The organism is Bacillus sp. JJ634 (assembly GCF_036962285.1).
In the GTDB taxonomy this organism is placed as follows: Bacteria; Bacillota; Bacilli; order Bacillales; family DSM-1321; genus Peribacillus; species Peribacillus asahii_A.
Genome location: NZ_JBALMU010000045.1, coordinates 23,034 through 47,814 on the forward strand (window position 1 = coordinate 23,034; position 24,781 = coordinate 47,814).

Annotated in this window: 25 protein-coding genes; 6 read left to right on the top strand and 19 right to left on the bottom strand. The window is 38.4% G+C overall.

From position 1 onward, the window contains the following. Positions 1–16 precede the first annotated feature (16 nt). From ssuE to V7068_RS08415, 12 genes are all read right to left on the bottom strand, one after another. On the bottom strand, positions 17–553 hold the full coding sequence (gene ssuE / locus V7068_RS08360) for an NADPH-dependent FMN reductase (RefSeq protein ID WP_499712206.1): 537 nt from the start codon (positions 551–553) through the stop codon (positions 17–19). A gap of 14 nt (positions 554–567) precedes the next feature. Next, positions 568–1,911, bottom strand: a complete 1,344-nt coding sequence (locus V7068_RS08365) for an LLM class flavin-dependent oxidoreductase (protein WP_499712208.1) — start codon at positions 1,909–1,911, stop codon at positions 568–570. A 54-nt stretch (positions 1,912–1,965) separates the two neighbouring features. Beyond that, positions 1,966–2,982, bottom strand: a complete 1,017-nt coding sequence (locus V7068_RS08370) for an ABC transporter substrate-binding protein (protein ID WP_499712210.1) — start codon at positions 2,980–2,982, stop codon at positions 1,966–1,968. A 60-nt stretch (positions 2,983–3,042) separates the two neighbouring features. After that, positions 3,043–4,389, bottom strand: coding sequence for an LLM class flavin-dependent oxidoreductase (locus V7068_RS08375; RefSeq protein ID WP_499712212.1), 1,347 nt, complete (start codon positions 4,387–4,389; stop codon positions 3,043–3,045). Positions 4,390–4,453: 64 nt separating this feature from the next. Further along, positions 4,454–5,284 (bottom strand): ABC transporter permease, encoded by an 831-nt coding sequence (locus V7068_RS08380; protein WP_499712214.1) that lies wholly within the window; start codon positions 5,282–5,284, stop codon positions 4,454–4,456. A 24-nt stretch (positions 5,285–5,308) separates the two neighbouring features. Continuing rightward, positions 5,309–6,118: an ABC transporter ATP-binding protein gene (locus tag V7068_RS08385; RefSeq protein WP_499712216.1), complete on the bottom strand. Its 810-nt coding sequence runs from the start codon at positions 6,116–6,118 to the stop codon at positions 5,309–5,311. Positions 6,119–6,580: 462 nt separating this feature from the next. Beyond that, on the bottom strand, positions 6,581–7,642 hold the full coding sequence (locus V7068_RS08390) for an LLM class flavin-dependent oxidoreductase (RefSeq protein WP_499712217.1): 1,062 nt from the start codon (positions 7,640–7,642) through the stop codon (positions 6,581–6,583). Positions 7,643–7,766: 124 nt separating this feature from the next. Beyond that, complete coding sequence (locus tag V7068_RS08395; protein WP_499712219.1) at positions 7,767–8,198, bottom strand: GNAT family N-acetyltransferase; 432 nt, start codon at positions 8,196–8,198, stop codon at positions 7,767–7,769. Between the two features lie 45 nt (positions 8,199–8,243). Further along, positions 8,244–8,993: an SDR family NAD(P)-dependent oxidoreductase gene (locus V7068_RS08400; protein WP_499712221.1), complete on the bottom strand. Its 750-nt coding sequence runs from the start codon at positions 8,991–8,993 to the stop codon at positions 8,244–8,246. A gap of 371 nt (positions 8,994–9,364) precedes the next feature. Then, a complete protein-coding gene (locus tag V7068_RS08405; protein WP_499712223.1) occupies positions 9,365–9,997 on the bottom strand; it encodes an FMN-dependent NADH-azoreductase in 633 nt (210 codons plus the stop codon). A 197-nt stretch (positions 9,998–10,194) separates the two neighbouring features. Continuing rightward, positions 10,195–10,593 carry a DoxX family protein gene (locus V7068_RS08410; protein ID WP_375348132.1) on the bottom strand — a complete coding sequence of 133 codons (399 nt, stop codon included), beginning with the start codon at positions 10,591–10,593 and terminating at the stop codon, positions 10,195–10,197. 386 nt (positions 10,594–10,979) lie between these two features. Further along, the gene (locus V7068_RS08415) at positions 10,980–12,311 is read right to left on the bottom strand and encodes an MATE family efflux transporter (RefSeq protein WP_499712225.1); all 1,332 of its coding nucleotides are present in this window, start codon (positions 12,309–12,311) and stop codon (positions 10,980–10,982) included. Between the two features lie 190 nt (positions 12,312–12,501). Between V7068_RS08415 and V7068_RS08420 the strand changes: the two genes are divergently transcribed. Continuing rightward, a complete protein-coding gene (locus tag V7068_RS08420) occupies positions 12,502–12,783 on the top strand; it encodes a DUF3219 family protein (RefSeq protein WP_499712226.1) in 282 nt (93 codons plus the stop codon). A gap of 192 nt (positions 12,784–12,975) precedes the next feature. On the opposite strand, the gene V7068_RS08425 is transcribed toward V7068_RS08420, so the two are convergent. After that, complete coding sequence (locus V7068_RS08425) at positions 12,976–13,755, bottom strand: alpha/beta fold hydrolase (RefSeq protein ID WP_499712228.1); 780 nt, start codon at positions 13,753–13,755, stop codon at positions 12,976–12,978. A gap of 196 nt (positions 13,756–13,951) precedes the next feature. Further along, the gene (locus V7068_RS08430; protein ID WP_375348129.1) at positions 13,952–14,140 is read right to left on the bottom strand and encodes a hypothetical protein; all 189 of its coding nucleotides are present in this window, start codon (positions 14,138–14,140) and stop codon (positions 13,952–13,954) included. Positions 14,141–15,046: 906 nt separating this feature from the next. Between V7068_RS08430 and V7068_RS08435 the strand changes: the two genes are divergently transcribed. From V7068_RS08435 to ahpF, 4 genes are all read left to right on the top strand, one after another. Further along, positions 15,047–16,276 carry a saccharopine dehydrogenase family protein gene (locus tag V7068_RS08435; protein ID WP_499712230.1) on the top strand — a complete coding sequence of 410 codons (1,230 nt, stop codon included), beginning with the start codon at positions 15,047–15,049 and terminating at the stop codon, positions 16,274–16,276. Position 16,277: 1 nt separating this feature from the next. After that, entirely contained in the window at positions 16,278–17,405 is a 1,128-nt protein-coding gene (gene nspC, locus V7068_RS08440; RefSeq protein WP_499712232.1) for a carboxynorspermidine decarboxylase, read from the top strand. A gap of 739 nt (positions 17,406–18,144) precedes the next feature. Then, positions 18,145–18,708 carry an alkyl hydroperoxide reductase subunit C gene (gene ahpC, locus V7068_RS08445; protein ID WP_375348127.1) on the top strand — a complete coding sequence of 188 codons (564 nt, stop codon included), beginning with the start codon at positions 18,145–18,147 and terminating at the stop codon, positions 18,706–18,708. Positions 18,709–18,721: 13 nt separating this feature from the next. After that, the gene (gene ahpF, locus V7068_RS08450) at positions 18,722–20,251 is read left to right on the top strand and encodes an alkyl hydroperoxide reductase subunit F (protein ID WP_499712235.1); all 1,530 of its coding nucleotides are present in this window, start codon (positions 18,722–18,724) and stop codon (positions 20,249–20,251) included. A 114-nt stretch (positions 20,252–20,365) separates the two neighbouring features. On the opposite strand, the gene V7068_RS08455 is transcribed toward ahpF, so the two are convergent. From V7068_RS08455 to V7068_RS08475, 5 genes are all read right to left on the bottom strand, one after another. Then, positions 20,366–20,878, bottom strand: coding sequence for a DinB family protein (locus tag V7068_RS08455; RefSeq protein WP_499712237.1), 513 nt, complete (start codon positions 20,876–20,878; stop codon positions 20,366–20,368). Positions 20,879–21,117: 239 nt separating this feature from the next. Further along, complete coding sequence (truA, locus tag V7068_RS08460; RefSeq protein WP_499712239.1) at positions 21,118–21,855, bottom strand: tRNA pseudouridine(38-40) synthase TruA; 738 nt, start codon at positions 21,853–21,855, stop codon at positions 21,118–21,120. Positions 21,856–22,269: 414 nt separating this feature from the next. After that, a complete protein-coding gene (locus tag V7068_RS08465; RefSeq protein ID WP_499712241.1) occupies positions 22,270–23,433 on the bottom strand; it encodes a DUF4317 domain-containing protein in 1,164 nt (387 codons plus the stop codon). A 255-nt stretch (positions 23,434–23,688) separates the two neighbouring features. Next, complete coding sequence (locus tag V7068_RS08470; RefSeq protein ID WP_499712243.1) at positions 23,689–23,844, bottom strand: hypothetical protein; 156 nt, start codon at positions 23,842–23,844, stop codon at positions 23,689–23,691. Between the two features lie 75 nt (positions 23,845–23,919). Further along, the gene (locus V7068_RS08475; RefSeq protein WP_435799507.1) at positions 23,920–24,177 is read right to left on the bottom strand and encodes a DUF1292 domain-containing protein; all 258 of its coding nucleotides are present in this window, start codon (positions 24,175–24,177) and stop codon (positions 23,920–23,922) included. Between the two features lie 266 nt (positions 24,178–24,443). Between V7068_RS08475 and V7068_RS08480 the strand changes: the two genes are divergently transcribed. Next, on the top strand, positions 24,444–24,617 hold the full coding sequence (locus V7068_RS08480; RefSeq protein ID WP_499712245.1) for a hypothetical protein: 174 nt from the start codon (positions 24,444–24,446) through the stop codon (positions 24,615–24,617). Positions 24,618–24,781: the final 164 nt, after the last annotated feature.

Consider the following 24,781-nt stretch of genomic DNA (forward strand, 5'->3'; position numbering starts at 1 on the left):
TTTTTATACTCGTTATTTAAACTCTAGCAATCTTTACATTAAGCAGCTTTTGTAACTCCGTTGTTAAGCGCTGCTCTGCTTCACCCTCAATACGGAAACCGCCTGTTGCTAAACGTTCAATTTGCTGATCAATAACATAGACCGGATTTAAAATCTCAGTTGCACCTAGTACCGATAATACTGGTTTTAATGCATATTCAATGGCTAAAAGATGACCAAACGAGCCACCCACTGCTAAAGGTACAATGATTTTTCCCTCTAATGCTTTTTGCGGCAATAGATCTAAATATGTCTTTAAAATACCTGTAAAAGAAGCTTTATAAATAGGCGTTAAAATGACAACAATTTCTGCTTCTGCTACTTGCTGATTAGCACGCTGAATGTCCTCGCTTGCAAAGTTTGCTGTAATTAAGTCCGTTGCTGGCAGCTCATGTACATAAAGCGAATGGAAGTCGATTTCCTCTTGCTCAAAAAATCTTTCCACCTTTTGTTGAATAGCTGTTAAACGAGATTTCTTTGTATTGCCTCCATTAATAATCACTGCTTTAGTCATTTATATTCTCTCCTTTACTTACCTGTTATTTGTGCCGTTTTTTTAGATGGATGTACAGGTACTGAAAGTCCTAAATTCCCGCGTAACGTATCGCTCTCATATTCAGTGCGGAATAAACCTCGACGCTGCAGTTCCGGGATTACGAGTTCAACAATATCGTTCAAACCATCCGGGAAGGTTGGCGGCATAATGTTAAAGCCATCTGCTCCTTCATTTAAGAACCACTCTTCTAATTGATCTACAATCTGTTCAGGTGTTCCAACGATTTCCCGGTGACCGCGTGCCCCCGCAATACGCTCATAAATTTCACGGATTGTTTGTAAATTTTCCCTTTTGGCAATATCACGAATAATATTGTAGCGAATGCGCGGATTTGTTTCATCTTCAATGGTGCTAAACTCCGGCAGCGGAGCATCCACATCATATCCTGATAAATCAATATTGATGAAATTCGATAAATAGGCTAGACCTACTTTTGGTAAAATACGGCTATTCAGCTGTCGCTGTTTGGCAAGTGCCTCTTCCTCCGTTTTAGCCACTGTAATAAATACACCAGGCATAATTTTTAAATCCTCAGGCTTACGGCCATATTTAGCTAAGCGCCCTTTTACATCACGATAGAAAACCTGAGCTTCTCCAAGCGTCTGCCATGCTGTAAAAATAACTTCCGCTGTTTTTGCCGCAAGCTCTTTTCCAACTTCGGACGATCCAGCCTGCACAATGACCGGATGGCCTTGCGGTGTCGATGGTGAATCCAGCGTCCCTTGTACCTTAAACCATTCCCCCTCATGATTAACCGGGTGCACCTTGTCTATATCTAAAAACCGACCTTGTTCCTTATCGATAACAAGTGCCTCGTCTTCAATCGAAAACCATAGCTTCTTGACAACATCCACAAATTCCTCTGCACGTTCATAGCGGAGCGCGTGCTGTAAATGCTTTTCTTTACCAAAAAGGAGTGACTCGCTGTCGTTTGCTGAAGTGACTACATTCCAAGCTGCCCGGCCTTTTGATAGATGATCAATAGCACCAAATTTACGCGCTACATGGAACGGTTCGTTGTATGTAGTTGTCAATGTAGCGGTTAACCCAATATTTTTCGTAACTGCTGCAAGCGCTGAAATAATAATGACTGGATCGAGCTTCAATCCCGATGATGAATTTTCTAAAATAGATTGACCAAATACATCCGCAAAAAACACCATATCGAATTTACCGCGCTCAGCCGTTTGGGCTAATTCAATTAAATAATCTAAATCCAATGTTCGATCCGCTCCTGAAGAAGGATGACGCCAGCTTGCAACATGATGTCCAGGTAAATTGAAAAACGCCCCTAATTTCATTTGTTTTTTCGTCATAATAACAACAACTCCTATTTATCATATTTATTTAATCGGATTTTAATAAAAAAATTATTTGGCAAACGGGTTATATTCGTTTGTATATAAATCTTCCGCCTTCACTTGCCCTTCTTTTAATTCACCATTTTTTACAAGCCAATCAATCCAGACATCATATTCTGATGGTGTAATCACACCGCCTTTTTCGGCAATTCCTGTACTCTTCCAATATTTAAGGTTATCGGTTGTTTCTTTTCTCTCGCGTTCATTGATAATTTTCTCAAAGCGTGCAATGACTTCTTCTCTTGGCGTTGTTTGTGCCCATTCAATAGCCTTGGCAACCCCTTCCGTAAATTGCTTTACAGTATTCGGGTTCTCCTTGATATACTGCTCGGTAAAGAAATAATCACCTGCCGTAAACTCTGAGCCAAACACATCGATATCTTTAAATAGTTCTACGATTCCTCCTGCTTCTAGAGCTCGGTCTCTCGCAATACTTGCAGTACCGCCCAATACAGCCGCATCTAGTTGCTTATTTCGCAGAGCTTGTTCTGCATTCGACATCGGAATGGTTACCAGTGTCACTTGTTCAATTTCTTTTTCAGTTAAGCCGCTTTGACGTAAATAATCTTTGATAACAAACTCCGCATGAGCCCCTAAAATATTTACACCTACTTTTTTACCAATTAAATCTTTCCCCGATTTAATCGGACTCCCCTCAAGTACATAAGCACCCATATACGTATTTTCATCACTGCCATAAGAACCAACGACGGACTTTAATTTTACATTTTTTGAATAAGATTTAATAATAGCTCCATTAAATGCGGCCCCAAAATCTATTTGTTTTGTCGACGTTAATTGAATGCTTTCCGGTCCACCGGCGCTATCACCTATATAATCTAACTTCAAATCTCCTAAATAGCCTAGATCCTCTGCTAGCTCAGGAAAGCCCACGATACCTGGCGACCCTTGATATTGCAGTACTGTATCTTCTTTCGAATCAGCAGCTGTCTTATTATCTGAACAGCCTGTTAAAATACTGCCGATTACACCGGTTGCTAAAATAAATGACGCTAATTTTTTCATAATCGCTCTCCCCCACTTCAATTCAATAAGTCGCCTATTTTTTCAGCGCTAAATTCTGCTCTATTTTTCAGCTCTTTGTATCTGCTTTTTAGACGGACTTACAGGTACGGAAAGTCCTAAATTTCCACGCAGTGTATTACTTTCATATTCTGTACGGAATAAACCGCGTCTCTGTAGTTCTGGGATGACTAGATCCACAATATCATGAAGACCCTCCGGGAAAGTTGGTGCCATCACATTAAAGCCATCCGCTCCTTCATTTAAGAACCATTCCTCTAATTGATCAGCAATTTGTGCTGGTGTTCCAACAATTTCTCGATGACCGCGTCCTCCCGCAATATGCTCGTATACTTCCCGTAATGTTTTTAAATTTTTACGTTCCGCAAGAGTGCGAATAATGGTATAACGGACTTGTGGATTCGTCTTATCTTCAAACTCTACACTTTCAGGAAGTAGTGCCTCTGCATCATATCCTGTTAAATCTACACCAAAGAAATTAGATAAGTATTCAAGACCTATATCAGGTGAAATGTAGCTATTTAATTCCTTTCGTTTGGCAATCGCTTCTTCCTCTGTTTTCGCTACTGTAATGAAAACACCCGGCATAATTTTTAAATCTTCAGGTTTACGACCATATTTTGCAAGGCGTCCCTTCACATCACGATAGAATGCCTGTGCCTCTTCAAGCGTCTGCCATGCCGTGAAAATAACCTCAGCCGTTTTTGCTGCAAGTTCCTTCCCTGCTTCTGAAGAGCCTGCCTGCACAATCACTGGATGGCCTTGCGGTGTCGATGGTGAATCCAGCGTTCCTTGCACCTTGAACCATTCGCCCTCATAATTGACTGGATGGACCTTCTCTAAGTCTAAGAACTTCCCTTTCTCCTTATTGATGACAAGTGCCTCGTCTTCAATTGAAAACCATAACTTCTTGACAACTTCTACAAATTCCTCAGCTCTTTCATAACGATGTGCATGTTCTAGATGCTTTTCTTTCCCGAACAATAGTGACTCCTTTTCATTTCCAGATGTCACTACATTCCAAGCTGTCCGCCCTTTTGACAGATGATCAATGGCACTAAATTTACGTGCTACTTGAAACGGTTCATTATAAGTTGTTGTTAAAGTTGCCGTTAAACCAATATTTTTTGTCACTGCTGCAAGTGCTGAAATAATAACAAGCGGATCCAGTTTTAAGACCGAAGTGGCTAGCCTTTCTGAAGGTGTTTGACCAAATACATCCGCAAAGAAAATCATATCGAATTTTCCACGCTCGGCTGTTTGCGCTAATTCCGTTAAATAATCTAGATCGAATATACGTTTTGCCGCTGTCGAAGGATAACGCCAGCTCGCTACATGATGTCCAGGTAAATGGAAAAACGCGCCTAACTTCATTTGTTTTTTTGTCATATTACCAACTCCTATTTATCTTATTGTTTTAGTTAGAATTGATGTAAAAAAATAATAGAATCACTTACATATTATAGTTTACTGGCTGCTTCCATTTTGAAAATTTACGCTCAAGCATGCTTAAGCCTTGGTTGATGAGTAAGCCTAACAAAGCAATCGTTAAAATACCCGCGTACATTTCAGGAATCTGGAAGTTGTATTGTGAATACGTAATTAAATAACCTAACCCTTCTTTTGCTCCTACCATTTCTGCTGCAATTAACACTAAAATCGCTCCTGTTCCTGCCATACGAATCCCTGTAAAAATAGTTGGAACGGATGCTGGTAAAATCACCTTAAGAAATAGTTGATAAGAAGAGAGATTCATCGAACGCGCTGATTTAATCAATAATGGATCTACGTTTCCTACAGCAGCAATGGTGTTTAAGAGAATCGGCCATGTGCAGGCAAATAATACAATAGCAATTTTGGACGTTTCACCGATTCCTAGCAGCAACATAAATACCGGCAGCAAAGCTAATGCCGCTGTATTTCGGAACAATTCTAACACTGGATTTAATAATTCCCTTGCTAATGGATACCAACCAATCATCAACCCTAATGGAATGGCAATCAGCAACGCTAACCCAAACCCACTCACTGAACGGGTAATACTCGCCATAAAATGAGCAAAAAGCTCACCTGATATAACCATATTCCACCAAGAAATCACTACACTAGAAAATGTCGGAAAGAATGCCGGATCTACTAAGCCAATTCGTGGTGCGATTTCCCATAGTAAAAATAATGCGACTAATACAATAGACTGTTTGAAAACCTTTTGTAGGCTGGAGAACACAAACAGTTTTGGTTTTCTCGGCTCTACAGCTGACTGTATAGATTTTATTGTCTCCATAAATATGACTCCTCTCTATTCTAGTTAAATATGAGCACCTTGGTATTCATGTTCATGCAGTAAACTCCAAACTTTATGACGCGCTTTCACAAAATCAGGATGGGAACGAATATCCGCATCCTCTAAACGTGACTTAAGCGGAATATCCACAACCGTTTTCACCGTACCAGGCCCTGGTGTCAACACGACGACACGTTCACCTAAATAGACTGCCTCATCGATACCATGTGTAATAAAAATAATCGTTTTCTTCGTTTTCTCCCAAATCCGCAAAAGTTCACTTTGTAGGGATTCGCGTGTTTGAGCATCAAGTGCTGCAAAGGGTTCATCCATCAGTAAGACATCTGGATTAAAGGCTAGACTTCTAGCAATCGCTACACGCTGCTTCATTCCCCCGGATAGTTCATGTGGATAACGATCCGCAAAATGACTAAGTCCAACTAAAGCAAGAAAATGCTCGGCCCGTTCTCTTCGTTCGTGCTTTGGAACACCCTTTGCCTCTAAGCCAAATTCAATATTGCCGCGTGCTGTCTTCCATGGAAATAGGGCATACTGCTGAAAGACAATACCGCGATTGAGCCCTGGGCCTGTAATTTTTTCACCATCAATTAAAATGCGTCCGCGTGTCGGCATTGATAAGCCGCCTAGTAAATCAAGCAAAGTTGATTTGCCGCAACCACTTGGACCTACTAATGTTAAAAACTCGCCTTCTTTTACCGTAAAACTTAAATCCTTTACTGCTGTAAATTCTTGCATTACACCCTTTTGTTTCGTATCACGAACCGTAAAGGTTTTTGTGACACGTTCAAATCTAATTTTCTCAGTACCTGTCAATGAGCTCACCCCACCCTTTTTATAATTAAACACATAGGAATAGTAGGTTTATAGTTATAGCAATCCTGTTAATTAGTTACCTTAGCTTAGATTACTAGTGGCGCCGACTTGTTTAAGCAAAAAAGGCTCAGGTGACAACGACTATCGTTGATCATCTGAGCCTCCGGTTAACCAGTCAGCATCTGCTATGTATTTAACTTTGTCCTACTCAATCAATCCTATTTTAACGATACACTTAAAAGTAGAAGTTCTTGTAGGTTTAATACCAACTAAACTTATAAACTTAATTTATCACATAAAAATAGAATGTCAATGATATTTTTTAAAAATTTCGCCATATTCACTTAAAAATGGAAAATGATATTTTCGACCTACTTCCTGTTTTTATGCAATAAAGTGACCCCAGCCTATATAACACTGAGGTCATTTTAAATTAAACAAACTGGGATTTATAAAATGAACTTATTCCTTTCCTTCGCTCTCCCTTTCCCATCTTGATACCTCTTCGCGAACTTTAGGTGCCACTTCTTTACCTAACAGTTCAATCGCCCTCATGACATCTTCATGTGGCATTGTGCCAACTGGTACATGCAGCATAAAACGGGTGATACCTACATTCTTTCGCAGATAAATAATTTTATCAGCAACGGTCTGTGGATCCCCGACATACAGGGCACCTTCCAAGCTGCGAGCAGCATCGAAAGTAGATCGGGTATACGGTCCCCATCCACGCTCTCGTCCTAATACGTTCATCGCTTGCTGAGTCGAGGGGAAAAATTTGTCCGCTGCCGCTTCCGTGTTCTCCGCAACAAAACCATGTGAATGCGAGGCGACGGAAAGCTTTGATACATCATGACCAGCGCGTGCTGCGGCCTTTTTATAAAGTCGGACCAGCGGTTCAAATTGAATCGGACGGCCGCCAATAATCGCTAGAACGAGCGGCAATCCTAGTAAACCTGCACGAACGACCGACTCGGAATTCCCGCCGCTGCCAATCCAGACCGGCAATGGATTCTGGACTGGACGCGGATACACACCTAGATTTTGAATCGCTGGTCGATGCCCGCCTCTCCAAGTCACTTTTTCAGATTCTCTAATTTTTAACAATAGCTCCAGCTTCTCTTCAAACAGCTCATTATAATCTTTTAAGTCATAGCCAAACAGTGGAAATGATTCAATAAAAGAGCCCCGGCCTGCCATGATTTCTGCACGGCCGTTTGAAATCGCGTCCACTGTTGCAAAATCCTGAAACACTCGCACCGGGTCTGCAGAAGAAAGTACCGTAACCGCACTTGTTAATCGAATTCGCTTCGTTTGCGACGCAGCTGCAGCCAGTACAACGGCTGGAGAAGATGCCGCATAATCTTTGCGATGATGTTCACCTACACCAAACACATCCAAGCCTACTTCATCGGCTAGTACAATTTCTTCAACTACTTCACGTATACGCTGGGCATGACTGATCACTTCGCCCGTTTTGACATCTGGTGTTGTCTCTACAAACGTGCTTATACCTATCTCCATTTTATTCCCTCCCTGCTCCTAGAGAACAAATCGTATGATTCTCTATAGCTCTTATGTAATCTTATTTTCCAGAGTACCCGAACCCCTTACCACATTAAGGATCACACCCAACTTCTTCTTCACATCATAATTCCTTTACCATTAAAACATGCGGAATACCTTCTTCCATAAATACATCGGATGACGCCCGATAACCAAGCTTTTCATAAAAACCTTCTGCTTGTGTTTGTCCATGTAATTTCACTCGAGATATTCCTTTTTCTTTTGCTAGTTCTTCTAATGCTTTAATAATTACTTTCCCAAGACCAAATTTACGATACGGAGCTAAAATACAAATTCTCTCCAATTTCCCTAGGCCTTCAACAACTCTTATTCTTCCCGTTCCGACAGGTTGTTCATTGTAATAAACTAAAATGTGTTCACATTGTCCATTTAGTGTGTCAAATTCATCAAATTCTGCCTCTACTGGCACACCTTGTTCTTCAACAAATACCTTTTTTCTAATATCAAATGCTTGTTTTAAATCATTATCGACTGTTATTCTTTTTAGTTCCACTTACTTTCAGCCCTTTCTGGATGTATGATTCAAGCACTTTACTTCTTATTCTTCATAAATCATTTTCCTTGTCATGCCACCATCTACGACAAGGTTAATGCCTGTGACAAAATCATTTTCTTTAGCTGTTAAATATAGACAAGCTCGTGCAATATCATCTGGTTTTCCTACGCGCTTGGATAGATGCTGTTCATGCTCGATTGGACTTAATTTTGCATAATCTCCTGTTTCAATCCAACCTGGGGAAATAGCATTTACCGTAATCCTGTCTTCACCTAATGAAGCAGCGAGCGCATGTGTAATGGCAACGATTCCACCTTTTGTAGCCGCATAAGATTCGGAATTTGGCTCAGACATAACAGCCCTTGTGGAGGCAATATTTACAATCGATCCGCCATCCTTATTATGACGCATATATTTTGCCACTTCACGTGAGCCTAAGAACACACTTCTTAAGTTTGTATTAATCACATCGTCCCACTCTTCTATCGATAAATCATAAGGAGACCTGAATAACGCTTTTCCTGCATTATTAATTAAAATATCAATTTGACCATATGTTTGATTAGCTGTCTCCATTAATCGAATGATATCTGCTTCCATTCTTACATCTGTTTGTACGAAAAGTGCTTCTCCACCCTGTTCTTTTATCCTAGTAACCGTTTGTCTACCTGCTTTTTCATCTATATCCGCTAAAACGACATTAGCCCCTTTTTCTGCATAAGATAAAGCAACGCCTTTTCCAATGCCATTTCCTGCTCCTGTTATCACGACTGTTTTATTAGAGAAATCCATAATCTGTACACATCCTTTTTACTCTCAATAATTTTTAAGATAACACAAAAGAACAATAGAGAGAAAACCTGCCTCTATAACAGATTAAAAAGAAAAATTTGCTGGATTGCTGGAATTTTGTCCTTCATGAACCTGATGAAGGACATTTCCTGACTCAAGTTCTGGAACTTTGTCCTTAAACGCACTTTTTGAGGACGGTAGAAAAGGAACGATCTGAGGAGAATGATTGTTCAACTAAACGGGAAGGCTGCCCCGAAAGCCATTTTCATGACTTTTAGGACAGCCTCTCGCTTCGTTATATAAAACAGACAAGGATTGTGCCAATCTATTTCACATCATGTTTTTTAAAATCTAGATGGAAAACTTATGATTTAAGCTGTTACTGCTGATAATTCTTTTGCTGCAGCTTTAACTTTTTCTAAACCTTCAGCAATAATCGTTTCAGCTTGATCTGACGCTGCATTATGGCCTTCAATAATGACTTCGTTTACGATTTCCATACCGAATACGCCGCCAACAACGTTTTTAATATAAGTAGCAGCCATTTCCATTGGCGCTGCTTCTGGTGTTGAGTAAACACCGCCGCGTGCACTTAAAATAATCGCTTTTTTATCAGTCATTAAGCTTTCTAATTGACCATTTTCGTTATATTTGAATGTGAAACCTGCTTGGTACACATAGTCGATAAATGTTTGTAATTTAGCTGGGATTGTTAAGTTCCATAATGGGAACGCGAATACTACTACGTCTGCTGCTGTTAAAGCATCCATTGCTTTTTGTTTAGCAGCTAAAATACGTTGTTCTACATCTGTCATTTCTTCGCCTGATTCTACTTTACCGAAAGCGTTGAATAAATCTTGACCAAAGTAAGGCATATCTTCTGCAAATACATCATAAGTTGTTACATTTACACCTTCTACGTTCTCCATAAAAGTTTCATACATTTTACTTGATACTGCTTCTGAAGCTGGACGGTTATTTGCTTTTACAACTAATACGTTCATGATTGTTAGTCTCCTTTAAATTATCATTAATAAAGATATCTCGAATTCATAATATATAAGTAAAATATAATTGTCAACAAAATAGATTTCAAGCATTTACAGTGTTAGTGAACTCATAAACATGGTAATCGTTCGATCTGCCTTCTTTAAAATGTCGTAACATTACCTTCGTTCAATAATCTCTAATTAACTATATTTTAGAATAAAAATGCGTCTAAAGCGTATTGCCCAGGACCTATTAGCGCTATACCAATAGCCACTGCGAGCAGGGTAAGGTTATATTCATATCCATTTGATGTTGCCCATAATCCATTTGGACCATGTACCTTCACAATAGCCATTACCATCGTTCCTGCAATGATCACTCCTGCAAGCGGGGTTAAAAATCCTAAAACAAATAAAATTCCTCCAATAAGTTCTGCCAATCCTGCGAAAAGAGCCATCGTTACCCCTGGCTTCATGCCAATAGATTCAAACCATCCTCCAGTACCTTTTAATCCATAACCTCCAAACGAACCAAATAGTTTTTGAGCACCGTGACCAATGAATAAAACACCTACTACCAAACGAATGATTAATAATCCAATACTTATCATCAAAAAACCCTCCTAAAATCACCCTGTATTTTACCTCGAATTCGAGATAATCAAGTAAAAAAATTTAACTTCCTGCTCTTTCATTTACCTTTTTGAATCCTTATTCCTATCTTAACACGATTTAATAATTCAAATATATCATCAACTAGCTTCTACGGCATGAAGGTTAACTGTTGCCTACTCCCACCTCATTCGCTCCCGTAATACTTTAGTTGTTTACATTCATATCAAATTAGGCAAATCCGTACATTTTCTTTTTCCACCTCCATAATTTATATTTAATTAATATATCTCGAACATGAGATAATAGTAATACTTGAAAATNNAAAAAGCATAAAGAAATTTTCAGATTAAACATCTCTTTATGCTTCAAGTATCTTCTTTTGTTATGAAAACAATTTTTTATGTTTCCAATTCCCCCATTTAAAATAAGCAAAAGCAAAGATGCTGCTAATAATGAAGCCCGCTCCCATACCGATTGCAATACCGTTTTGACCAAAGGCATTTGAAAAGAGATAAGATAAAGGGTAACGCAGCAGCCAAAATGATAGGATATTCAACACTAACACCTGGTACATTGCCCCCGCCCCCCTCACAATGCCATTCAAAATAAAATTAAGGCCGATAAACGGGTAAAGAAAGGCAATAATCTTTAAATAATCGGCACCAAATTTAACGGCATCCTCTTCAGAAATAAATAAACCTATTAACGGTTCCGCACAAAAGAATACAAGGACCGCGATTAACAGCATGATGATTACATTATAAATTGCACCAAAGATAGCAATTTCCCGGACACGATCCCAGCGGTTGGCACCGATATTTTGCCCAGCCATACTATTGACAGCTGTTCCTAACGCCATGGCAGGTAAAAGAATGAGACTATCAATCCTCTGAGCAGCGCCAAATCCAGCAACTACTGCTCCGCCAAACGAGTTGACCACAGTCATGATGGCCGTTACTCCGGCAAAGATTACCGTCATTTGCAGTCCAGATGGAATCCCCAGTTTAAGAATCAAGAATACTTCTTCTCTCTTTGGAACGAAAGGCGATGTAAACGGCACGAGCTTTCCGTGTAATGTATACACCACTCCTAATAGGAAGGCGAGTCCTTGCGATAATACCGTAGCATACGCAGCACCTTTTATTCCCCAGTCAAAAACAGAGATAAAAATAGGGTCCAATGCCGTATTTAACAGTGCGGCAATCATGACAAATTTCAGCGGTGTTTTACTATCTCCCAATGCTCTTAATACCGTGCCGATAAAATTGTAGCCAATCAAAAATAGAATTCCGAGAAAATTAATCTGTAAATAAATAGTAGCATCTTCTAACATTTCAGCAGGTGTATGGAGCATTTCTAAAATCGGTTTTGAGAAAAAATATCCGATGATTCCAATTACAATGGATAAAGAAGTAAGCAGAATGATGAAGGCATTCAAATAATTTTTAAGCCCTGTATCATCTTCCCTGCCCCTTTGTTGAGAAAGAATTGTCAATGTGGCATTATTAATCCCAAGAATAAATGAAAGAACAGTTAAGACAACTGTTGAAGACACGGTAACTGCTCCAAGCGCATTGGCCCCTAAAAGGTTGCCCACCCAAAGACTATCTATAAACTGATAGGATACCTGCAGCAGATTCGTCAGCATAATTGGCCCTGAAAAGCTAATCAACTGCTTCATGATTCGGCCATTAGTGAAATCATATTGCGACAAAATGGAAACACTTCCTTATTACATTCGAGTATTTCCATATTTTATCCTAGCAAAATAAACGGAATCAAGACAAACGCTTACGTTCTAGTGCCAATATGATGGATTAGAAACCTTTGAAGATTGTACGAACAGGGTGTATAGTGTAATCTTGTATGCAACACCCAATTTTTTCAAAAAGGATATGATTATTGTGGTAGGTACAATCATTTTAAATAATTACTCTATTTCAGTGAAAGAGTATGAGGAAAAAAAGACGAAGGATGGCGATCTCATTTCCGTCACGTTTGATGTGACAAGTGAAGATTACCATGATGTGACAACATTGCTATACGAAGGGACATTCGAGGTAAAAATCCCCGAAAGAAATCGAGAATTTAAAGGGACCATTCAGCAGTATTCAACTTCCATTACAAATCTTTATGAAAAAGGCAACGTAGGAGAATTTAAGCTGTGTTTACTTGAAAAAGGTTAAGAAAAGAACTCTTTCAAACCAGTTCCCTCTATACAAAAAAGGCCATTCATCTCCCACTCTTTGTTGGACTGCGCTCTGCACAAACTTAAAGTGGGAGTCTTCCCACCTAAAATGATCAATCATTTCTTACCTTCTTTTCTCTCTCCGATTAGGTACGTTCATATTTCGCAAAAAATCCGGCGCTAATTTTAACTAAATAAATTGGGTCAATAGCTGGTTAAACTTGTCACGTTCTTCCCAGAATGGACCATGGCCGCTATATTGAAACGGTACAAGCTGTGAATTTCTTATTTTTTGATGTAGTTCTTGAGCTTGCGCAAATGGAATAACGTTGTCATGGATGCCGTGAATAATTAAAGTGGGGGTACTTATTTTTAGAATATCCTCATGGAGCTTCTCATCTCTTAATAAAACAATGACTGCCGCGGTTGACCACCCTGCAGCCTGTAATCCCATTTGGAAAAACCAATCGGAGAATGAGCTGGTTATATACTGAAAGAAAAAAGTATCCGTTACTCCCTGCATCATCTTGGGGCGGTCATTTAACGTTTCCTTAAGAAGTTTATTAGCCGTTTCTTTTGAAAAGCCTGTCGGAGCTGCAGCGTCAACGAGGATAAGTTTGGATACTCCATAACCATTGTGTCGAGACATATATCGAATTGCGATCCCTCCACCCGTAGAGTGGCCCACGAGCGTAACATTGTCTAATTGAAGGGTACCTATTACCGTGCGGATATCATCTGCCAGTCTGTTATAAGTGTAGCCGCTCATTGGTTTATCCGAATTCCCAAAGCCCCTCCAATCTATGCCGATACAGCGGTAACCCAATTCAGGAAGAACATCAAACTGATATTCAAACTGTTTATGGCTCAACGGCCAACCATGTATAAACACTATAGTTTTGCTACCGCCTGGGTTAATATCTTCTACATATAGATTCACACCCGGTTCTACATTCACAAAGTATCCCATGCCCATTCCTCCATAATAAGATGGTTTTAACAATAGGATATTCATTTCAGTAAACATAGGTGAGTACCTAGATTGTAGGGTAGCGAAGCGAAAAAAGATGGAGTTCAATGAACGATCTTGTGAGTGATCTGAATAAGAAAAGAAGCTTTGCCCTTTATTCGAACAAAGCCATCCATATGAGTATAGCGATTATATCCTAATTACGATAGCCCATGAATTTCTTAATTTTTTTCTCCATGGAGTTTAACTTGTGGTCAATATGATTGAATTGTTTTTTTCTGTTTTTTGAAGAGCGCCAAGATAATGATAGGATTACGATAAAAATGATCGGAACTGCTAAAGCAATTAATTGAAAAATAAGACCCCAGATATCTACTTCCTGCATCCATTTTCTCTCCTCTTTTCATATTGTCCTCCTCTTCATTTTACCATTTTCATACAAAAAATACTGTAATTTCAGCTTACATACAACACTTCACAATCATTCATCATATCTAGAGGGGAACGCGCTTCGCTACGGAATTCTATCTGCCCAAGCCGATTTGCTTTTCGGTACTTTGTGCAGGTTCTGTGCCATGTATAAACACATAGAGATTATTGATATTAATAATCTCTGTGAAGAAAGTATCATTTAAAACCAAACTTACATAATATAGAATTCAATTCAATAGTTGAAGTTGGCAATATTTTTTTTATTTTACCTATTGATATTTTTATTGTATGTTGATAATCTAAAGAAGCGTTAATTGGAAAGCTAATATTCAAAATCTCGAGTCTTTCCAAGCAGATAATTTTTTGACCACTTCTTATAAGAAGTCAAGGCCATACGGACAGCCGGGTCAAATGCCGATTGGCAACTTTAGTTGCCTTATTGATTGAGTTAAAAGCTCAAATTTTATAAGTTGGTTACTTTACAACCAGTGCATGTGCACATCAACTTGTGAAACGGTCAATAAGAGTGGAAAAAGTAATTATTTGCTATATAGACTCTGATCATATTACGATATATTTTGAATATTAAAGAGCTTTCTACCCTATATCTTAGATTTTTATGGTAGACGTATGCACGTGACTTTGTCATGGATATACTGATGCTTTTTAAATATTGATAATTATATCTGAAGCAAGTGTTGTGCGCGATTATGCGTTTTGCACTTGCTTTTTTATTGTTTAAAAATTTCTTAATGGGTTATTCCTAAAGACATACTAAATAGTTGATGCACGGCTAATTAGGTTGTTATGGAATTGCTCTTTGCTTTGAAAAATCTATTTAGGTTAGGAGATAAGAGAAATGGGAAAAGCACTTATTATTGGTTGTGGTGGAGTCGCTTCAGTTGCTATTCACAAATGTGTTCAAAATAGTGAAGTATTTGAGGAAATTTGTATCGCAAGTCGTACAAAATCTAAATGTGATGCTTTAAAAGAAAAACTAGATGGTGGAAAAACAAAAATTACAACTGCACAAGTTGATGCAGATAACGTAGATGAGCTAATTGCGTTAATTGAAGAAGTAAAACCAGACATCGTGATGAATCTAGCTTTACCTTATCAAGATTTAACAATCATGGATGCTTGTCTTGCTACTAAAACACACTATATGGATACAGCAAACTATGAGCCGGAAGATACGGCAAAATTCGAATATAAATGGCAGTGGGAATATCGCGAACGTTTTGAAAAGGCTGGTATTACAGCTCTTTTAGGAAGCGGCTTCGATCCTGGTGTTACAGGTGTATTTTCTGCTTATGCATTGAAACATCACTTTGATGAAATTGAATATATCGATATTCTTGACTGTAATGCTGGAGATCACGGGTATCCGTTTGCAACAAATTTCAATCCTGAAATCAATATCCGTGAAGTTTCTGCTAACGGAAGATATTGGGAAAATGGTGAATGGATCGAAACAAAACCAATGGAAATCAAACGCGTGTATAACTTCCCTGAAGTTGGCGAAAAAGATATGTATTTGTTATACCATGAAGAGCTTGAATCTCTTGCGGTAAACATCCCTGGACTTAAGCGTATCCGTTTCTTCATGACATTTGGCCAAAGTTACCTTACTCACCTAAAATGCCTTGAAAATGTAGGAATGACTTCTATTGAGCCAATTGAATTCGAAGGAAAACAAATTATTCCGCTTCAGTTCCTGAAAGCTGTATTACCGGATCCTGCTTCACTTGGACCACGCACTAAAGGTAAAACGAACATTGGCTGTATCTTCAAAGGGAAAAAGGACGGAAAAGAGAAAACATATTATGTGTACAATGTTTGTGACCATGAAGAATGCTATAAAGAAGTAGGTTCTCAAGCAGTGTCTTATACGACAGGGGTTCCTGCAATGATTGGTGCGGCAATGATCATGACTGGCAAATGGAATAAACCAGGCGTGTACAATATTGAAGAATTTGATCCAGATCCATTCATGGATGCATTGAACAAATGGGGACTTCCATGGAAAGAAAGCTTTGATCCAGAACTTGTTGATTCTGAGTCAGTAGAACCGGAGCTAGCTCGTTAATATGCGATTTGAAGAATTACCAACACCATGCTATGTAGTCGATGAAGATCTTGTAGAAAAAAACCTAAAAATCCTGAACGGAGTCATGGAACGTACAGGATGTAAAATTGTTTTAGCACAAAAAGCATTTTCTATGACAACAATGTATCCCCTCATTGGAAAATATTTAAGTGGTGCAACAGCAAGCGGTTTATTCGAAGCACGTCTAGGTTACGAGGAAATGGGCAAAGAAAATCATGTCTTTGCCCCTGCCTATCGTGAAGATGAAATCGACGAAATTATATCTATTTGCGATCATATTATCTTTAATTCCTTCTCACAGTTGGAAAAGTTTAAAGATAAAGCTCTTCAAGCTGGCAGAAAAGTCGGCTTACGTATTAATCCGGAATGTTCTACGCAAGTTGGACATGAAATCTACGATCCGTGTTCAACAGGTTCTAGATTCGGTGTAAAACAGGAAGATTTTCGTCCCGATTTGCTTGAAGGTGTTTCAGGACTTCACTTCCATACTCTTTGTCAGCAAAACTCTGACGATTTAGAGACAACGCTAAATGCAGTAGAAGAAAAGTTCGGACAATGGCTGCCACAAATGGAATGGATTAACTTTGGCGGCGGTCATCATATCACAAGAGAAGATTATGATATTCCAAGACTAGAAGCTTGCATTAAGAGAATGCAGGAGAAATACGGTTTAGAAGTCTATCTTGAGCCAGGCGAAGCCGTTGCGCTCAATGCAGGCTATCTGATTACGTCTGTACTTGATCTCCATAAAAACGGAATCGAGATTGCTATTCTTGACACTTCAGCAACTTGTCATATGCCTGATGTATTAGAAATGCCATATCGTCCTCCTCTTTTCGGATCCGGAGACGCAGGCGAGAAGCCATTTACGTATCGACTTGGCGGACAAACTTGTCTTACAGGCGATGTGATCGGCGATTATTCTTTTGATCAGCCATTAAAAAGCGGCGACAGATTAGTTTTTGGTGATATGGCGATTTACTCCATGGTAAAGACCACAACATTTAATGGCATGCCATTACCAGCCATCGCTGTTAAAGATAAAGATGGAGATTGTCGCGTCGTGCGCCAATTTGGCTACCAAGATTTTAAAATGCGACTTGCATAAACCTCCAGAAAAAACAGCTATTCTTTTCGTAATTATTTAAAACGAAAAATAGAATAGTCGGATTTCGAGGATTTATTTTAGTAGTAAGGAGTTTAAAATAACGGTTCATTCTTCTAAGAAACCATTATTTTATGACCTAAATTATCTGTCCAGCAGCTATGTGCTGCTGGATTTTTTTTGAACTTTTCTAGTTCTGATTCCCCGTAAAGAAAGATACGAAACATTAAAATCTTGCCGTTTGTAGTACAACGGAGAAAGATCTCATGCCTCCCCTACCCTCTAACAATCATTCCACCAACTAGATGGGATGTTATATAGATTCACCGTCTATTCAAGTTGAAAACAATCGTTTTTCGTTCTTCCATCCATCTCAGTTTCACAGATATTATACATGTCCTAAATACCCATTAATTGAGAAATATTGATGGTAATTGAAAATTTATATTTTACTATCAAAATCTATTTATCCCTCTTTTTCAATTGCTAAGTACTCCATAACTACAACATCCATCAGCATTGATTAGCAATAGCTATTAAAATAAATCACGATAAAGTTAAGTATTATTCTTGACAAAACACTAAGATTTATATAATAATAAGTTTTGAATTATAATTATTATAGTTAACTAATAATAATTAAAAAGAAATTAAGATTATTATTGTTTAAAGTTTTGACTATATGTTCTAAACTATCTATTTATCAATTCTTAAAAAACACACTCTAGGAGGAATTTTAATCATGTCTTTAATTGGAAAAGAAGTAAAACCATTCACAGCATCAGCTTATCATAACGGTGAGTTTATCCAAGTTACTGAAGAAAACCTAAAAGGAAAATGGAGCGTAGTTTGCTTCTATCCAGCAGACTTTACATTCGTATGCCCTACTGAACTTGAGGACCTTCAAAACGAATATGCTACTCTAAAAGAACTTGGAGTTGAAGTATATTCTGTTTCAACAGATACTCATTTCACACATAAAGCATGGCATGATCACTCAGAAGCTATCGGCAAAATCGAATACATTATGATCGGTGACCCTTCACAAAAAATCTCTCGTAACTTCGATGTACTGAACGAAGAAGAAGGTCTTGCTGATCGCGGTACTTTCATCATCGATCCAGATGGTATTGTACAAGCAGTTGAAGTCAATGCTGACGGTATCGGCCGTGATGCAAGCACTCTTGTTAACAAAATTAAAGCAGCACAATATGTTCGCAACAATCCAGGTGAAGTTTGTCCAGCAAAATGGCAAGAAGGTTCTGCAACACTTAAACCAAGCCTTGATCTTGTAGGAAAGATTTAAGGAGTACGATTAAATGTTACTAGATGCAGATATAAAAGCACAGTTAGCCCAATATCTTCAACTGATGGAGGGTGATGTGCTGCTCAGAGTTAGCGCAGAATCTGATGACGTATCTCGAGACATGTTGGCTTTAGTAGACGAATTAGCCACTATGTCATCCAATATTAAAGTAGAAAAAACACCATTACAGAGAACGCCGAGCTTTAGTGTGAATCGTATTGGTGAAGACACTGGGGTGACTTTTGCTGGTATTCCTCTTGGACATGAATTTACTTCATTAGTATTGGCTCTGTTGCAGGTGAGCGGAAGAGCTCCAAAGGTTGATCAGAAAGTCATTGATCAAGTTAAGAGCATTAAAGGTGAATATCACTTTGAATCTTACATTAGCTTGAGTTGTCACAACTGTCCTGATGTTGTACAAGCATTGAACTTGATGAGTATTCTTAACCCTGGCATTACGCATACCATGATTGATGGTGCAGCGTTTAAAGAAGAAGTGGAAAGCAAAAACATCATGGCCGTACCAACGGTGTTCCTAAATGGGGAATCATTCGGCAGCGGTCGTATGACGCTTGAAGAAATCCTTGCCAAAATGGGAAGTACTCCGAACGCATCAGAGTTCGCCGATAAGGATCCATTCGATGTGCTTGTTGTCGGAGGCGGACCAGCTGGTGCAAGCGCAGCTGTCTATGCAGCACGTAAAGGCATTCGCACAGGCATTGTTGCTGAACGCTTTGGCGGTCAAATTATGGACACTATGGGCATTGAGAACTTTATTAGTGTGAACTATACGGAAGGTCCTAAGCTCGCAGCAAGTCTTGAAGAACATGTGAAAGAGTACGACATTGATGTCATGAATTTACAGCGTGCCAAGCGTTTAGAAAAGAAAGACTTCATTGAACTTGAGCTTGAAAACGGTGCTGTTCTAAAGAGTAAAACCGTCATCCTTTCAACAGGTGCTCGTTGGCGTAATGTTGGTGTACCAGGTGAAGCGGAGTTCAAGAACAAAGGTGTAGCATACTGCCCTCATTGTGATGGTCCATTATTTGCTGGAAAACACGTAGCTGTAATTGGCGGCGGTAATTCGGGTGTTGAGGCGGCAATTGATCTGGCAGGTATTGTGAAACATGTAACAGTTCTTGAGTATAATTCAGAGCTAAAAGCTGATGTTGTACTCCAAGAACGCCTTTATAGTCTGCCTAATGTAACGGTCCTAAAAAATGCTCAAACAAAAGAAATTACCGGCACTGACAAAGTTAACGGTATTTCTTACATGGATCGCGAGACTGAAGAAGTTCATCATATTGAATTGCAGGGTGTATTCGTTCAAATCGGCCTTGTACCTAATACTGACTGGTTAGGTGAAACGATTGAACGTACTCGCATGGGTGAGATTGTAGTCGATAAACACGGTGCAACAAACATCCCTGGCGTATTTGCTGCAGGTGACTGTACAGATAGCGCATATAAACAAATTATTATTTCTATGGGATCAGGTGCAACTGCGGCCTTAGGCGCTTTCGATTATCTAATCCGAAATTAATAAATAATCTGATATCTATCCTTTTCGAAAGTCCCTTTACTATCAAACTGATAGCAAAGGGGCTTTCTTTTATTGTTTAAAACTTTGTTAAAAAATCCATTTATAACCTTACGTTCAGCGCCTCGCATCTAAAAGTAATTTTATCTCTTTTATTTGTTCTATGTGTCGTTGTTCGTGCAAATATATCATTTCTATCCATTGATCAAGCGGTAATTCACCAAAGGCCGGATGCTTCACTGATTTTTCCTTCAATATGGATGTATCTTCTACAGTACTAAGAAAAGTCATCAATTCTTTTCTCGAATCGCTTAACAAATCAATTATTTGCTGAACCTCAAATGGTTCTACATCTGGTTCAACAATTTTTGGAGCTTTAATCTTTTTCGTTCTATCCAATATGAGGTGAATTTTTTTACGTTCTTTTTGAGTACTATCAATCTCTTTTAATCCCCATACAATAGCCTTAGTAGATGCCTTTTCCACTAAAACTAAGTGATGACAAACTTGTGCTATGCTCCATTTATTCATACCAGGCCTCATGTTAAAGTGATCATAACTTAATAAAGTAATCTCTTTTACTAAGTTATTTCTCGTTTCATACAGATTGTCATTTACTGACTTACTCATGAAATTTCTCCCTTCACCAGAAAGTGCGTACTCAGAGTTCTATTCTGTATATATTCTCCACGCTGAAAAGTATTCTTTGATTTTCATTTCACTATTCTGCGCCGCTAGCGAACATTCACGAGTAATATCGATCTATCTGAGGGAGTTTAAGTAGCAACCTTCATCCTCTCAATTTTTCAAACACTCTTTAATAAGTATAAGAAATGAAGGACATTTGCGCACACTGCATTATATTCGGTCTAAAAATCAATCTTTTCCAAGTACAACCCGGCTGCATCTGCCATACGGCCTGTTTGGATTCTTTCTTTTGAATCTAAAATGCTTGGGATGTTTTCAGCATCTATTTCACCCAAGCCAACTTCTATCAACGTTCCGACAATCTTTCTAACCATATTATAAAGAAATCCATCTCCCCGCACTCTAATTTGGATGAAGCGATCAGTTTCTTCTATATTAATAGAATATATTTCACGCACCATCGATTTTTTCTTAGACTTTGCATTTGAAAAAGCAGTAAAGTCATGCTTACCTATAAAATATTGACAAGCTCTTCTCATTCTTGCGATATCTAGCTCCTGCTCCACATGCATACTGTACTTTCTCATGAAAGGATGGGTGTAGTGTTCATTCCAAATCTTATACAAATACGTTTTATCTTTAGCATTATAACGCGCATGAAAACGTTCAGGAACGAGCGTAACCTCCACAACGCTGATATCTTGCGGTAAATATCTATTTAAATAATTCATGACTTCCGATTCAGTCAGATTTTTATCTGTCTTAAAATTAGCTATTTGGGCAAGAGCATGTACACCGGCATCGGTTCTGCTGCACCCAATGATTTCAACATTTTCCCCTACCAGTTCGGTTAACACATTTTCTATTTTTCCTTGAATGGTATTGTCACTATTACCAAGACGTTGCCAACCCTTATAGCGCCCGCCATCATATTGAATGGTCATTTTATAATTATTCATGGCTTCCTCCTTATTCTATCCCCCACACAACTCCTGCTTGTATGAGAAACCATATCAAACTGTTAAGTTATTAGTGCACTGTGTATGTAATATGTTTTCTAAGTTTCCCCGCTCCCCATTTTCAGCTTTCATTCGAGAGCACCTTACTGCTTACAAGAAATTTACTATATGATTTGTGTATACATCCTAACAATCAGAGTAAAAAGCACTTCTGCATAGTGTACCAAAGAGGCCGATGTCATGCAACGAAGGAAACATTCAAAAGATTTTCATTTTATCTTCAGTAAACGTTTAATGAAGTCACCGAACCCAACCCTAAAACAAAAAAAGTTGGTCCCTACCATTTGTAGAGAACCAACTAACATTCATTACTATATCATGTAACGAATCAAGGAACTTGTCCGTGAAAGCCGATTAGAGCGTCTCCGATTCCAGTCGAAATCCTTCCACAATTACATCTTCATCGATTTCCACCAATAGGCACCGTTTTCCTTGATACATAATATATTTTATATTTTTTAGGTCTTTTGGGCTTACGGATACATCTGCCACCTTCGTATTGATTTTAATCAATTTAGGAAGTAAACTGCTTGCCTTGAATTCATGTTTTTCGTCATCCACTACAGCTTTGAAGGCATGTTCCACTTTTGCGGTGTCCACATTTTCGACCCCGCTCACCTCTAAAATGCGCTCAATGTCCCGATAATCCAATGTAGGAGGTTCACTTTCTTCATTTTCTTTATTCTCCTGTACCATCTTATCGATTTCCTCATAGACATTGGAAATGACTCTGGAATCCACTTCGTCTCCGATCACATTTTTTAAGATTTGTTCAAAGCCGTCCTTATCTTCAGCGGCAGTAATAATGTCTTCACAATTGAGAACCTCTGCAATAAATCGTTCATCTGGTTGGTTCGCTTTCCCTGCACAATATAGAATATGATTTACATCTGCAGCATTGTCATTAAAAGCAGGAAACAGGAAGCCTGATAATGGAGATTCTAAATTAACAATTGGATCAAATAGATTATTCGATTTGAATTCTCTCTCTATATAATCAAACACCAAGGTTTTTTTCGGCTGATCGGTTTTATTGAGACTGCAAAGGATAAACTCGTTGGAATAGACTGCATCATCCCCGCCTTCTCCAGATTCCAAATCCCGTTTCCGAGTCGGCTTTCGATATTCCCCTCGAATAAACGTCACGACCGTATCAAATTCATAAGCAGCATGAGCAAACATTTTCCCGACAATTTGCAGCATGTTCTCTTTCCAATCTTCTGTTGTTTCCGCCTGTAATCCTTCGAAGAGAATCATTTGTGTGCTGCCTTCCACATCTCGTTGAAATTTCAGCTTAAACAGTTTGGCATCAAGCTGACCCGTTAAAACCTTTTTAAAGTTGGCCAAAAATAATTCTTGTGCTTCCTGTTCTAACATTTGAAATGGTTGACTGATATGATGATAAATCTCACCTGATTCTTTCCTAACATACACATTAAAGATTTCACGAATGTTCATAAGATGGTCGTTATCTACTTTAAATTGCTTTCGAATATTAGCAATGTCTTTTTTATTCATATATCTCAACTCCTATTCCTGATTATACTGTTCAGACAGGAAAATAGGAAAGCTAGACAACTCCTACTCTCTATTTCTATTTTTTCAATTAAGATTTTAACTTTACATCATTAAGCTTTTTCGGAAGTAAAGACGATACAAAATTAATTTTTTACATCTTGTTCTATAAACATAGAACACCTTCCGTTGCAAGTTCGGAAGGTGTTGTGTGCAAATGATCACTTATTAACGGTAATTCTTCTTAAGTTGAAAGATTTACTTCACTTCGTTTGAATGGATCTGTGATGTTGTAGATTGTTTTTTTTCCTTATTGATTGTATTAGATGACACATTGTTCGCCATATTTTCAAGGGCTTGGCCAACTGTGCTCGTAACATTTAGTTTATGTTCCGGGATTCGCTGACTTTTCATAAAATAATCATCCTCCTTTTCATTTTGTTTCGATTATGGGTATACCTTTTACAAGTGCCCTAAATCAAATCTCCTTTATCTGTCCTGTGCATTTTCGACCGCAATTTGGTATGCATCCAAAATCGCTTCACTTTCTAAAGGATCTGATATCCCTAATAAATACTGGTTCCCCTCTTCTCCCTCGACTTTCATGACAATCGTCTCCTCTTCTCCCTTTAGGAGAGCATAAGATTCTTCCTTCATATCAAATAATGCCTCAATCGCATAATCTTTACGGTTACCTTTCTCATCCTCAACGGTTATATAATCTCTATGGTCATCATGCACGAACATCTCACCTCAATAAAATTCTTAAAAGAACAGTTATTAAATGAAAATTCGAAAAGACTGTAATTACAATCCTAATTATTGATTAAAAATGGGCATTCCCTCGACAAAAATCTCTATAAATTAATGTCTCTGTCATAGCCTGTTAAACATTCAGTTTTTATATACATTTTTAGAGAGCAAAATGGATAAAGTAAAAATACCCAAAGACGCATAGAAGAAATGTTTGGAATGAACTTTCGATCTCGTGATATTTAAAAGGAGGAAATTTTATGCCAGAAGTTAACAATGACAATAAAACAACGAAATCTCAAGGCCAATTCAATGATAGTATGGATGAAGGATCAATCGATAATAACTTAGACAGCGATAACGCATTTAGTGATAGTGGTTTAGAAAACGCTACATTACTTGACAAGGCAATGAGGAAAGGAAAATCCAAATAACCGCAAAGCCCCGTAACTTAGGAGTCAGTCGCACCTAACAGGAGGTTATTTAACTATTTAAAACCACTCCCAAATAGATATTATAAGCTCTCTTTCTATATTTAGGTTGACGGCTATCCATCACATTAGGAAACCTTTGTCTTTCTTTAACTACACAGAAAAAA